We start from the raw sequence: 12,979 nt of genomic DNA on the forward strand, positions 1-12,979 counted from the left end.
GCCGAAAGAAGGCCCACCGCGACGAATCAGCCATTAACGCCAGTAAAACAAGGGAAACGGCGTGTCGGCATCCACGTCGGCATTCACGTCGGTATTACGTCGGTGCGAAATGTCAGGCAGATGCAGGGTAACGGGGCGCGCGGTGCTTTAATGGGCAGCAAGGCTGTCCCGTTACGCGAAAATCTGTGGTCCGGGTTTTTCGCGAAACGGCTAAAGAGATGACCGAGCCTGAAATGCCACCGACCCGGCGGGGGGCGGTGGCATGCCTGATCGTTACTTGATCTCGTTCAGGGCGGAGAGACCGCGCAGAACGTCGATGGCATAAGCCAATTGGTAGTCTTCGTCGCGCAGCTTGGCCGCCTCTTCGGCGCGCTCGCGATCTTCTTCGATCTGGCGGATCTCATCCTCGGTCAGGCTGTCATTGTCGAGGCTCCCGCGGAGGTCGGACTCCGAGCGCAAAGGGCGCAGCGGGCTCTCGCCTTCGTCCTCATCCTCTTCTTCGGTGCGGCGCGGTTGCGGCACGAGAATGTCCGGAGAAACACCAAGCGCCTGAATCGAGCGGCCCGAGGGCGTGTAGTAGCGTGCGGTGGTGAGGCGCATCGCCCCGTCGCCCCGCAGCGGCATTACCGTCTGGACCGAGCCTTTGCCAAAGCTTTTGGTGCCCACGACCACGGCGCGCCGGTGATCCTGAAGTGCGCCTGCGACGATTTCGGAGGCCGAGGCCGAGCCACCGTTGATCAGAACGACAACGGGTTTGCCATCGGCCAGATCGCCGGGGCTGGCATTGAAGCGTTCACCATCCTGAGGATCGCGGCCACGGGTCGAGACGATTTCGCCCGCATCGAGAAAGGCATCGGACACCTTGATCGCCTGGGTCAGAAGGCCGCCCGGATTGTTGCGCAGGTCGAGCACGACGCCATTGACCGCATCCCAGCCACCAGCCGCTTCGACCTGTTCCTCGAGCCCTTCCTTGAGGTTGGGGAAGGTGTTGTCGTTGAAGGTGGTAACGCGCAGCACGACGGTGTTCTGTTCGGTGCGGGCGCGCACGGCGGTCAGTTCGATCGTGTCGCGGATGATCGAGACATCGAACGGGTCTTCGCCCTCGCGCACGACGGTGACGATGATCTCGGAGCCGACGGGGCCGCGCATGAGATCCACCGCCTCGTTGAGGGTGAGGCCCAGAACGCTTTCGCCATCGACATGCGTGATGAAATCACCGGCTTCGATGCCTGCGTTGTCGGCGGGGGTGCCGTCGATGGGTGAGACGACCTTGACGAAGCCTTCTTCCTGCGTGACCTCGATGCCGAGGCCGCCGAACTCACCGCGGGTTTGTTCCTGCATCGCGGCGGCGTCATCCGGGGGCAGATAGCTTGAGTGCGGGTCGAGCGACGTGAGCATGCCGTTGATCGCGGCTTCGATCAGTTCGCCCTCGTCCACGTCCTCGACATATTGGACGCGGATGCGTTCGAAAATGTCGCCGAAAAGGTCGAGCTGTTCGTAGACATTGGTGTTCTTTTCGGCCTCTTGGGCCAGAAGCGGGGCGGCAACCTGTGTGGTCACGACCACCCCGGCCAGTGTTCCGGCCATGGCGGCCATCAGGAATTTCTTCATCGCGCACTCATCCTTTGTCTGTTCTGAACCAGTTTTCGGGGTCCACCGGTTCGTTCTGCTCTCGTATTTCAATATAAAGCGTTTCGGACCATTCTGAACCCGTCTGTCCATCCGTGCCCGGCAAAATTCCGTCGGCATCTGCACCGGTCCCGCCCATAAGCCCGACAGGGCTACCGCCGGGGAGGACCTCTCCGGCCTCACCATAGACCACATCGAGCCCGGCCAAAACCAGGAGAAGCCCGGCTTGTGGTTCAAGAATTGCCACGTTTCCGTAATCGAGAAGCGGCCCGGCATAGCGCAGCGTGGCTGCGGTGGGCGTCGTGACGAGGGCGTTTGGCGGCGTGGCGACAATTAGGCCCGGGCGGGTGATGCCGGCGGCGTCGGCCTCGCCTGCGCGGCGCAGGATGCGGCCTTGCACGGGGAGGTTCAGCGCGCCCTTGCGGTCGGAGATGTCAGGAAGCGAGCCGGGCACTTCGCCGACCGCGATCTGGCTGAGGCCCGAGGCAAACCCTTCGAGCGATTCGGTTCCGGCGATGAGCAGGGCGGTCTTGACCGGGTCTTCGGAAAAGCGGCGCGGCAGATCGGTGCGGTCGGCGATGGCCTGACTGAGTTCGATGCGGGCAGTTTGGGCACCGCTCAGGCCGTCGCGCAGGGTTTGGGCCGCGCTTTCCTGAAGGGCGCGCAGCACCGCGAGATCCGAGAGCTTGGCGCGCAGGGAGTCGATCTCGGAGTTGAGGGCCGGGGTCACATCGGCGAGGATCATGCCCGACCGCGCGGTGCCCAAAGGGCCGGAGGGATGCAGAAGCAGCACCGGCGAAGGCGCACTGGCCATGGATTGAAGGATGCCGAGAAGTTGGCTGATTTCGGCCTCGGAGGCGGCCAGATCACGCGACAAAGCCTGTTCGCGCACGGATGCCCGGCGCAGGCCGTCGCGCATCGCCTCAAGCCCGTCTTCGTAGGCGCGTACGGTTTCGGTCAGGGCCTTGACCCGATTGCGCGCGCCGTCGGCCTTGTCGAGCGCCCGCGAGGCGTTTTCGAGCGCCAGCGCGGCTTTGCGCGCAGCCTCGGCGGCGTCGGTCGCCTGAGCGTGGGCGGGTGTCGTCGCGAGGAACAGCAGCGCGCAGAGCGACAGCAAAGCGGCTTGCGAAAAACCTGTGACACAGATTTGCGCGGCCCGCTTTATGAGTGTTCCGCGCCTCATGACAGCAGGCTGTTCCCTGTCATCTCGGGCGGCTGGTCGAGCCCCATGAGCGCCAGCACGGTCGGTGCCAGATCAGCAAGCCGCCCGGAGCGGAGCGTTGCGCCGGGCGGTCCGCCCGTGAGGATCACCGGAACGGGGTTGGTGGTGTGGGCCGTGTGGGGCAGGCCGGTGTCGGGATGTGTCATCACTTCGCAATTGCCGTGATCGGCGGTCACGATCATCGCGCCGCCCGCCGCCTCGAGCGCCGTAAGCGCGCGCCCCAGCCCCCGATCGACCGCGGCACACGCGGTGATCGCGGCATCAAGATCGCCCGTATGGCCGACCATGTCGGGGTTGGCATAATTCACCACGATGAAATCGTAGCCGTCGTCGATGGCCCCCACAAGGTGATCAGTGACCTCATCCGCCGACATTTCGGGGCGCAGGTCATAGGTGGCCACGTGCGGGGATGGGGCCATGTAGCGGTCTTCGCCCGCCACGGGACGTTCACGCCCGCCATTGAGGAAGAAGGTCACATGGGGGTATTTTTCGGTTTCGGCGATGTGGAATTGCCGCAGACCGTGTGCGGCGATCCATTGCGACAGGGTGTTTTCCGGCGCCTCATCGGGAAAGATGCAGTCCATATAGGCGGTGTGGCGGCGCGAATATTCGGTAAAGCCCGAGACGATGGCGAAGCGTGGTCGGGGCCCGGTTTCGAAGTCGTCGAACTCGGGGTCGGCGAAACTGGCGAGGATTTCGCGCGCGCGGTCCGCGCGGAAGTTAAGGCACAGGATGCCGTCGCCGTCCTGCATGCCACGATAATCGCCCAGAACACGGGGTTTGATGAACTCGTCGGTGCGGCCCTTGCCATAGGCGTTGGCGATGGCCTCGGCGGCGGTTTCAGCGGTATAGCCGCGCGCGTTCACGAGGGCGTCGAAAGCGAGGCTGACACGGTCCCAGCGGTTGTCACGGTCCATGGCGTAATAGCGCCCCGAGACGGTTGCGATGAACGCGCCTTCGGGCAGGGAGCGGCGCAATTCCTCGAGATAGGTTTCGGCCGAGATCTGTGCCACGTCGCGCCCGTCGGTGAAGGCATGGATGGCCACGGGCACGCCCTGCGCGGTGAGCGCCTCGGCGGTGACGATCATGTGGTCGAGATGGCTGTGGACACCGCCATCCGAGAGCACGCCCAGAAGATGCGCCGTGCCGCCCGATGCCTTTAGACTGTCGATGAAGCGCAGAATGCCCGGTAGCGAGCCGAAGGCCCCGGTTTCGATGGCCCGGTCGATGCGGCGCAAATCCATTTCCACGACGCGGCCTGCGCCGATATTCATGTGGCCCACCTCGGAATTGCCCATCTGCCCGGCGGGCAGGCCCACGTCATGCCCATGAGTGAGCAGCGTGGCGTTGGGGCAGGAGGCCATGAGCCGGTCGAAATTCGGCGTTTCGGCAAGGAATGGCGCGTTCGCCTCGGTCCGGTCGGAGAGACCCCAGCCGTCGAGGATACACAGCACAACGGGTTTGGGGGTGGTCATTCGCGATTCCTGCCTCGTGGTTTTGTGGCCCTTCTACAGTGTCATGCGGGTGGGGTGAACCGCGTTAACGGTAACGATACCGTAACGGTGCGGGAAAGACGCGTCCTGCGCAGGGCCTGCGATCAAGGAGGGCATCACACACGATGATAAGGAGATCCGGCGAGGATTGATGCGGCGCGATAAAGCTGTTCGGCAAGCATCACGCGCGCTAGCATGTGGGGCCAGACCATCGCGCCGAACGAGAGTTTGAAATCGGCGCGGTCGCGCAGTGCCGGGGCGAGCCCGTCGGCGCCGCCAATCACGAAGGCCACATCGCCGCGCGCGGCATCGCGCCACCCGGCGAGGCGGTCGGAAAATTGCGGAGACGTCAGAAGTTTGCCGCGTTCATCAAGTGCGACGATGACGGCACCTGTGGGGAGCGCGCGCTCCAGAAGCGCGGCTTCGGCTGTCATGCCGCCGCCCTTCTTGTCCTCAACCTCAAGCAGGTTTGATGGGCCGAGGCCCAAGGCCCGCCCGGTGCGGTCGAACCGGGTGAGATAGTCGTCGATCAGTGCGCGTTCAGGGCCGGAGCGAAGCCGGCCCACAGCGCAGATATGCACGCGCATCCCGCGTCAGGACGCGGATGCGGGCTGTTTGTCCGCCGGGAGCCACATTTTTTCGAGTTGATAGAACTCGCGCACTTCGGGGCGGAACACGTGAACGATCACGTCACCGGTGTCGATCAGCACCCAGTCGCCTGTATCCTTGCCCTCGACCCGCGCCGCGACCGACAGGTCCGACTTGAGCCGCGCGACAAGCTTTTCTGCGATGGCCGAGACCTGCCGCGAGGAACGCCCCGAGCAAATGACCATGTAATCGCCGATGGCCGATTTGCCGCGCAGGTCCACCTGCACGATATCCTCGGCCTTGTCGTCGGAGAGTGAGGAAAGAATGCGCGCAAGCTGAGTGTCGCTGTCCGCCTTGTTGCGGGCCGGCATCTCGGCGCGGTTTGGCGCGGCAGGGGCCGCTTGGGTCGTCATGGACAGAGCAGTGTCCTCCTTGGTTGGGCACCTGTCAAAGCCCCGGTGCCGGGCCTGAGTCGAAGGTAGCCACTGGCGCGTGTCATTTCAATGAATGGCTGCGGAGGTGGCGCAGTTTTGCGCAATCTGTGTCACAGCGGTATGTCAGTCGGTGGGAAGGTCCGGCGCCCTGTCGCCCGTTGCGGAATTGAGGTGGCGCACTTCGCGTTGAGGGAAGGGGATAGAAATATTGTTTTCTTGGAACGCGTCCCACAGCGCGAGATACACATTGCCGCGAATATTGGTGAGTCCGCCGGTCGGATCGGTGATCCAGAACCGCAGGATGTAATCCACGGAACTGTCGCCAAAGCCGACGATGTGACAGACGGCGGGTTTCGAGGTCAGAACCCTGTCCACCCCCTTGGCCGCGTCGATCGCGATGCGCCGCACCTCGTGCGGGTCGTCGCCATAGGCGACGCCAAAGAAGATATCCAGCCGGACAAAATCGTTGGAATGGGACCAGTTGACCACCTGACCGGTGATCAGATCCTCGTTCGGAATGAGGTATTCCTTGCCGTCGCGCGTGGTGATCGACACATAGCGCGCCCCAAGCGAATTGATCCAGCCGAACGTGTCGCCGATGGATATCACGTCACCCGGCTTGATCGATTTGTCCAGCAGGATGATCACCCCCGAGACGAGGTTCGACACGACCTTTTGCAGGCCGAAGCCGAGGCCCACGCCGATGGCGCCCGACAACACCGCAAGCCCCGTGAGATCGACCCCGACCGCGCGCAGCCCGATGAAGAAGGCCGCGCCATAAAGCAGGATTTGCAACACCTTGAGCACAAGTTCCTGCATCGAGGGCGATATGTCTTTGTTGCGGCGGATGCGGGCGGATGTGCCCCGGGAAACCACACGCGCAAGGAAGATCAGCAGGCCGATGATCACGAGGCCCTGAAACACCGTCCATAGCGAAAAGCGCGTTTCTCCGAAGGTGATCGCGGCACTGTCGAGGAGATCGCGCGCCTCGTCAGTGAGATTGAGGATCATCAGCGTCGCCCATGTCCAGCCCACGTAACGCACCATTTTGCGAAGGAAGGGGTTCGCGATGAGCCGGGTGAGAATGGCGATCACCAGCCATACCAAGGCGAGGCTTCCCGCGATGGCGAGCAGGTAGGAGCGGCTTGGCCACGTCACCTCGCGCATGATCCAGACCACGGACCATGTTATCAGCACCACGAAAATAAGCCGCAGTCGGCGGTGCAGGATCACAAGAACGCGGATGCGCCATTTGGGCCAGCCCGCGCGCGTGCGCATCCAAGCGTGCAAGCGCGGCCCGAGCAGGTGGCGCAGAAGATGCGCGACACCGAATATGCCGACGAAAATCACGAGCTGATAGACGTTCCAGGGGCGCATCAGCCCCTCGACGAGGTTTTGCGCCTCGCTCCAGAGTGTGAACGCGATCTCTTGGGCGTTTTGCGCCAGATTTTCGGGGTTTACCGCTTCGGTGATGTCGATTGCATCTTCTTCCATGGGGTCAAGAGTGCACCGGGGTGCCGGGAACCGCAAGCCTTGGACGGGTGGACAAGCGCCGGAGATTGCGCTGTGCTTGGCGGCGCAAGCCGAAAGGAAACAGGCCCATGACCACAGCCCTTGTCACCCACGATGCCGCCATGCACCACGTCAATCCCGCGGGCCACCCCGAGCAGGTGGCGCGGATATCCCATGTCCTTTCTGCACTTGAGGGTAAGGATATGCTCAGGGTTCGGGCGCCGTTGGCCGCCGAAGATGATCTTCTACGCGTTCATCCGCGCGCGCATCTTGAGGCGCTGAGGTCGGCGGCCCCGACCGAAGGCTTTGCTCAGATCGACGGGGATACGTTTATGTCGCCCGGCACACTCGAGGCCGCGACACGAGCGGTGGGCGGCGCGGTGCAGGCGGTAGACATGATAATTGCGGAAGAGGTGCGCAATGCGTTCATCGCGATGCGCCCGCCGGGGCATCACGCGGAACGCGAAACCGCGATGGGCTTTTGCTATTTCGGAACGGTGGCGGCGGCGGTGAGGCATGCGCTGAATCATCATGGGCTTGAGCGCGTGGCGGTGGTGGATTTCGACGTGCATCACGGGAACGGCACACAGGACCTTCTGGAGGAGGATGCGCGGGTGTTCTTCGCCTCGTCCCACCAAAGCCCGCTTTTCCCCGGCACCGGGGCCGCGGATGACACCGGCCCGCACGGCACGGTGATGAACGTGCCGCTTTCATCGGGCACGGCAGGGCAGGAGTTCCGCCAGCTTTGGGACCGCGAGATTTTGCCTGCGGTGGCGGCGCATGACCCCGAGATGATTTTCATCTCGGCGGGGTTCGATGCGCACCGCGATGATCCGCTGGCCTCGCTCAACCTGACGGAGGCGGATTTTGCATGGGTGACAGAGGCGATCTGTGAGTTGGCAAGCACGCAGTGCGCCGGGCGCGTGATGTCGAGCCTTGAAGGGGGCTATGACCTTGATGCGTTGGGCCGGAGTGTGGCCGCCCATGCGGACGCGCTCATCTCGGCGGGTGCCAAAACAGGATGATCCAAGTCAGTGGCGTGGGCCGGGGCGCGCGGAGTTTTGATGGTTTTTTGCCGAATAAATTATTCTGAGTAAAAAAGTCAGATTGACTTATCTGATAAAATAAATCAGAAATTGAGTCGTCAAGCCAAACCGCCGTTGCGCGGATCAGCCCGACCCGAAATTGACCAGAGCGCGCAGATCTTTCTGGGCTGCGCCGATCAAGGGGACGTCAGATGGGATGCCACCGCGCTGACCGATTGGAGACGCTGGCCTGTGCCTTCGAAGAGGCGCCCGTGTGCCTTGCGCTCGAGCAGGTGCTCGACCGTCTCGACGCTCCGCAGCGACAAAGGGATGTCCACGCCATGATGATCAAGCAGAACACCACGCCGCCTGTCGAAAGCTATCCGGTTTACAAGGCGACGGACCTGACCGAGGGCCGCGATCAGGCCCGGATTCAGCTTGGCGATCAGCTTTATACCCTGCGCATCACCCGCGCGGGCAAACTTATCCTCACCAAGTAAAAACCAGCGTGCGAAGGCCACTCAAATGATTGTCTGCCATTGTCAGAACATCACCAGCGGCGAGATTAACGCCGCAATAGACTGGATGCGGGCGGCGGATAGCGCCGCCCTCATAACGCCGGGCCGCATCTATCACGCGCTTGGCAAGCAAGCGGATTGTGGCGGATGCATGCCCCTTTTTCTGGCCACCATGCGCAAGAATGTTAATCTGGAAGTTCCAATGGATTTGCGCGGCCTTCGGGCGGCGCCTACACAGGAAAACCAATATGCAAGGCGACAAGAAAGTCATTGAATACCTGAACCGCGCATTGCGTAGCGAGCTTACCGCGATCAGCCAGTATTGGACCCATTACAAGCTTCAGGAGGATTGGGGCCTTGGCCACATGGCCAAGAAAAGCCGCGAGGAAAGCATCGAAGAGATGAACCACGCCGACAAGCTGATCGAGCGGATCATCTTCCTTGAGGGGCATCCGAACCTGCAAAAGCTCGATCCGCTACGCATCGGACAGACGCCCAAGGAAACGCTGGAATGCGATCTGGCCGCCGAGATGGAGGCCCGCGCGCTCTATACCGAGGCGCGCGAATACTGCGAGAGCGTCAGCGACCACACGTCAAAGGACCTGTTCGACCAGCTTCTTTATGATGAGGAGGGGCATATCGACTTTCTCGAGACGCAGCTCGACCTCATGGAGCGGCTGGGCGAACAGAACTACGCGCTGGCCAACGTCACGAAGATGGACGAGGGCGAGTAGACCTGCCGACGGCTTGTTGCCGGATGCGCCGCGATCAGGACGCGCCCGTCGCGTTCTCGGCAATCATGGCGATCATTTCGAACATCACCGCAGCAGCGGTCAGGGCCGTAATGTTGTTGGGGCTGTCCTTGGTCGGCATCATGCAGACCACGTCGCCGCCCACGATGTTGAGCCCGCGAGCAGCGCGAAGGATGCCCACCGCCTCGTCGATGTCGAACCCTTTCTCGCCGGGTTCCAGATTGGACACGGCGGGGGCCACTGTGGGATCGAGGCAGTCGAGATCAAAGGTGATGTAGACCGGCCTGCCGCCCAAAACGTCGCGCGTTTGCGCCACCACATCGGCGAGGCCGCGCTTGCGGAATTCCTTCATCGTGACGACGTTATAGCCGTAATCGTAGGAGGGTTGCAGCCAGTCGAGGCTGCGCGGATGGCCACGCAGACCGATCTGCATCGAGCGTGTCGGATCCACCTGCCCCTGATCGGCGAGGTAGGCGCCCCAATGGGCTGCGGATTTCTCGGCCCCGAGGAAGTGATCGACCTTGGTGAACACATCTGTGTGGGCATCAAGGTGCAGGAAACTCACGGGTTCGCCGCCTGCGATCTTGCCGCCGCCGAGGGCCTGAACGATGCCGCCGGTGATTGAATGATCGCCGCCGATCGACACGGGCCGTGCGCCCGCCGCGTCGATTTCGCGATAGAATTCGGTGATCCGCGCGATGCAATCCTCGTTGTCATTGGCCCGAGGGAAGGGCACGTCGCCCACATCCGCGATTTTGGCGGTGTTCCATGGGTCGATCTGAAAGTCCATATGCACGCGCCGTTGCACCGCCGAGACGTGGCGCAGGGCCCGAGGGCCCAGATGCTGATCACGCTCGGTGGTGCCGTTGCCGGTGGAATGGGGGACGCCGACAAGGGCGATGTCCTGTCCTTCGGCGTCTGTGTGGGGCGCGCGGAACATGGTGGGAATGCCCCACCAATACAGATTGTCCATCATGGATTTCTGATAGGGGTCGGTCATGTTGGCCTCCTCTCGCCGCTGGATTCGTCACTTGATTTGAATGTGAACTTCACGATGACGCAAGAGGCCCGGCGCGATCAGAGCGCGCCGGGGCCAGAGCGATCAGTCTTTCTGATCCTCGCGGCGGAAGGCGCCCTGCACGATCCGGTCCATCACCATGGCGAGGAACAGGATGGCGAAGCCGGCAAGCAGGCCCGGCCCCTTGGCCGCATATTGCAGCGCCTCGAGGATTTCCTTGCCAAGGCCGCCGCCCCCGATGAGCGAGATGATCACGACCATCGAGAGGCACATGAGGATCGTCTGGTTCACGCCGGTCATGATCGACGGTAGCGCGAGGGGGATTTCCACGTCTTTGAGAAGTTGCCAGCGCGACGCGCCGAAGGCGACCGCGGCCTCCTTGATGCTGTCGGGCACGCCGCGCATGCCGAGCGCGGTCAGGCGGATCACCGGCGGCATGCCAAAGATGATCGTGGCGAGGATGCCCGGCGGGTTTCCGGTTCCGAAGAAGGCGATGACCGGGATGAGGTAGACGAAGGCTGGCAATGTCTGCATCAGGTCCAGCACCGGTTCGGCGGCCTTGTAGGCGCGGCGCGATTTGCCGAACCAGATACCCAGCGGAATGCCGATCACCACGCACAGGATCACAGCGGCCCCGACAAGGGCCACGGTCTCCATTGCGACAGCCCAGTAGCCCAGAACGGCGACATAGGCCATCGATGCGATGGTGAAGATCGCCACGCGCGGCCCGGCGGCGCGCCATGCGGTCACCGCGATCACCAGCATCACCACCGGCCAGGGCGAGCCGTTGAGCGCGAGTGTGAGCGCATCGAGCACGCCACGGACGCCGGCGACAATGCCGTCGAACACGTCACCCCCTGCGGCGGCCGCGGCGTCGATGCGGTTTTCCATCCACGAGGCAAGCACAGAGAAGATCGTGCCGTTGCCTTCGCCCATGATAAGCTCGGACACGCGGTTTTCAGGGAAGGCATCCAGCAGCGGGAGTGAGCCGCTCACGGTGAATTTATAGACGATGAGCGGGCCGATCAGCGCTGTCAGAATCGCGCCAAGCACCGTGTTGCGCGTGGTGCGGCCGTTTTCAGTGGTCTCGGGGTCAATACGCCAGTTGGAATATTGTTTTTCGTAAATCCGGTTGCCATAAAGCCCCTGGATCACCTTGAATGCGGCAAGCATGATCAGCCCGGTAATCATGATCCCCATCGCTTCGGCCTGTGCCGCCTGTGCCTTTTGCATAGTGCCTTCGGCGGCCTTGCCGATATTCTCGGCCAGCTTGGTGAAGCGGTCCACGTCGGCCTGTTCGGTGGCCTCGGTCGCGCGCTGCATCAGTTCATCGGCGCGGTCCTGTTGCCGGGCGGCCCGGTCCATCAGGTCGGCGCCCGGATTGCCCCATGCCCCGCGTCCGATCTGAACCCAGGCGATGATTTCGAGGATCAGAAAAGCCCAGAACATGCCCCAGATGGCCCGGCTCGCGGCCCAGAACGGTCCGAGGATCGCGGCCCACATGTTGAAGGTGCGTGGCACAAGGCCGGTTGTGTCATGTATCTTGTGGAACGCCTGAACGTAATAGTCGCCATTCGGCCCCGCGAAATCGCGAATCGAGGCGTCGAGCGTCACTTGGTCCACCTCGATATCCGATGCCGCGGTGACTTTCATTTCCGTGGATGGATCACTCATCTTTGCCCCCCTGAATGCCGCGGAGCAGGCGCGCCTTGTCGACAACCCCTACATCCTGACCGTTTTCCGTGATGATCACCGGTGAATAGGTGCCCACCGACAGGTCGATCAACTGATCGAGATCGGCGTTTTCATCGGCCCGTGGCGCATCGTCGAGCGACCGGTCGTCTTTGGCGCGGAACGCGTCGATCGGCTCCATGATCGAATGCGCCTTGACCAGTTTGAGTTTCGAGATGCCCTGAACGAATTCGCGCACGTAATCATCGGCCGGTTCCATGACGATCTGTTCGGGTGTACCGATCTGAACGATCACCCCGTCCTTCATGATCGCGATGCGATGGCCGATGCGAATCGCCTCGTCGAGGTCATGGGTGATGAAGAGCGTGGTCTTCTTGAGTTGCGCCACGAGCGCCTTGAACTGATCCTGCAATTGCAGGCGAATAAGAGGGTCCAGCGCCGAGAAGGGCTCGTCCATCAGGAGGATTTCGGGGTCGGAGGCAAGCGCGCGGGCGATGCCCACACGCTGTTGCATGCCGCCCGAAAGCTCTTTGGGCAGGCGGTCCTCATAGCCGGTGAGGTCGACAAGGCCGAGGGCGTGATCCGATACAGCCCAGCGTTTCGATTTTGAGACCTTACGGATTTCGAGAGGGTAGCCGACATTGTCGCGAACCGACCGATGCGGCATCAGCGCCATATGCTGAAAGACCATCCCGATCTGTTGCGCGCGGATGCGACGTAGTTCGGTCTCGGAGATCGCCGACACGTCCTGACCCAGAATTTCGATCGAGCCCGCCGTGGGTTCGATCAGGCGGTTCACGTGGCGCACAAGGGTCGATTTACCGGACCCTGACAATCCCATGATACAGAAGATTTCACCTCTCGGCACCTCGAAGCTGGCGCCTTGGACGCCCACAACGCAGCCAAAGCGCGAGAGCACTTCGGGCTTGCCGATCCCTTCCTCCTTGACGGCGGCCATGGCCTCTTTGGCGCGTTCGCCAAAGATTTTCCAGACATCCGTAAGCTTGACGACTGTTTCGCTCATACCTGTCCCTTATGATTCAAATCAGGCCGCCGGAACGCCCGGCGGCCTGCGGTCAGTCCCAATTTCGCGGTG

The 12,979-nt window shown here is 62.5% G+C and carries 13 protein-coding genes; 4 read left to right on the plus strand and 9 right to left on the minus strand.

The features are described from left to right. Positions 1-273: 273 nt before the first annotated feature. The 6 genes from V8359_RS10860 to V8359_RS10885 form a co-directional block, all read right to left on the minus strand. Entirely contained in the window at positions 274-1,611 is a 1,338-nt protein-coding gene (locus V8359_RS10860) for a S41 family peptidase (protein WP_336428873.1), read from the minus strand. Between the two features lie 7 nt (positions 1,612-1,618). Beyond that, positions 1,619-2,812: a murein hydrolase activator EnvC family protein gene (locus V8359_RS10865; RefSeq protein WP_336428874.1), complete on the minus strand. Its 1,194-nt coding sequence runs from the start codon at positions 2,810-2,812 to the stop codon at positions 1,619-1,621. Then, on the minus strand, positions 2,809-4,326 hold the full coding sequence (gpmI, locus tag V8359_RS10870; protein ID WP_336428875.1) for a 2,3-bisphosphoglycerate-independent phosphoglycerate mutase: 1,518 nt from the start codon (positions 4,324-4,326) through the stop codon (positions 2,809-2,811). Before gpmI ends, V8359_RS10865 begins: the two co-directional genes overlap by 4 nt. Before the next feature lie 134 nt (positions 4,327-4,460). Beyond that, positions 4,461-4,931 carry a 23S rRNA (pseudouridine(1915)-N(3))-methyltransferase RlmH gene (rlmH, locus tag V8359_RS10875; protein WP_336428876.1) on the minus strand — a complete coding sequence of 157 codons (471 nt, stop codon included), beginning with the start codon at positions 4,929-4,931 and terminating at the stop codon, positions 4,461-4,463. Positions 4,932-4,937: 6 nt separating this feature from the next. Next, positions 4,938-5,303 carry a ribosome silencing factor gene (gene rsfS / locus V8359_RS10880; RefSeq protein ID WP_336429047.1) on the minus strand — a complete coding sequence of 122 codons (366 nt, stop codon included), beginning with the start codon at positions 5,301-5,303 and terminating at the stop codon, positions 4,938-4,940. Between the two features lie 186 nt (positions 5,304-5,489). Beyond that, complete coding sequence (locus V8359_RS10885; protein ID WP_336428877.1) at positions 5,490-6,860, minus strand: mechanosensitive ion channel family protein; 1,371 nt, start codon at positions 6,858-6,860, stop codon at positions 5,490-5,492. 107 nt (positions 6,861-6,967) lie between these two features. Here V8359_RS10885 and V8359_RS10890 point away from each other — a divergent pair, with 107 nt between their 5' ends. The 4 genes from V8359_RS10890 to bfr all read left to right on the plus strand — a co-directional run bounded on the left by V8359_RS10890 (position 6,968) and on the right by bfr (position 9,155). Next, the gene (locus V8359_RS10890) at positions 6,968-7,903 is read left to right on the plus strand and encodes a histone deacetylase family protein (protein ID WP_336428879.1); all 936 of its coding nucleotides are present in this window, start codon (positions 6,968-6,970) and stop codon (positions 7,901-7,903) included. 344 nt (positions 7,904-8,247) lie between these two features. Continuing rightward, the gene (gene hemP, locus V8359_RS10895) at positions 8,248-8,403 is read left to right on the plus strand and encodes a hemin uptake protein HemP (RefSeq protein ID WP_442970362.1); all 156 of its coding nucleotides are present in this window, start codon (positions 8,248-8,250) and stop codon (positions 8,401-8,403) included. Between the two features lie 85 nt (positions 8,404-8,488). After that, complete coding sequence (locus tag V8359_RS10900; protein ID WP_336429051.1) at positions 8,489-8,695, plus strand: (2Fe-2S)-binding protein; 207 nt, start codon at positions 8,489-8,491, stop codon at positions 8,693-8,695. Beyond that, positions 8,670-9,155 carry a bacterioferritin gene (gene bfr / locus V8359_RS10905; RefSeq protein WP_336428880.1) on the plus strand — a complete coding sequence of 162 codons (486 nt, stop codon included), beginning with the start codon at positions 8,670-8,672 and terminating at the stop codon, positions 9,153-9,155. The genes V8359_RS10900 and bfr overlap by 26 nt, the downstream gene beginning before the upstream one ends. A gap of 34 nt (positions 9,156-9,189) precedes the next feature. Here bfr and V8359_RS10910 read toward each other — a convergent pair whose 3' ends face one another. From V8359_RS10910 to V8359_RS10920, 3 genes are all read right to left on the minus strand, one after another. After that, positions 9,190-10,173, minus strand: a complete 984-nt coding sequence (locus V8359_RS10910; protein ID WP_336428881.1) for an arginase family protein — start codon at positions 10,171-10,173, stop codon at positions 9,190-9,192. 102 nt (positions 10,174-10,275) lie between these two features. After that, positions 10,276-11,865: an ABC transporter permease gene (locus V8359_RS10915; protein WP_336428882.1), complete on the minus strand. Its 1,590-nt coding sequence runs from the start codon at positions 11,863-11,865 to the stop codon at positions 10,276-10,278. Continuing rightward, complete coding sequence (locus tag V8359_RS10920; protein WP_336428883.1) at positions 11,858-12,907, minus strand: quaternary amine ABC transporter ATP-binding protein; 1,050 nt, start codon at positions 12,905-12,907, stop codon at positions 11,858-11,860. The genes V8359_RS10915 and V8359_RS10920 overlap by 8 nt, the downstream gene beginning before the upstream one ends. Positions 12,908-12,979 lie beyond the last annotated feature (72 nt).

This window comes from Roseovarius sp. E0-M6, assembly GCF_037083845.1.
Taxonomy (GTDB): domain Bacteria; phylum Pseudomonadota; class Alphaproteobacteria; order Rhodobacterales; family Rhodobacteraceae; genus Roseovarius.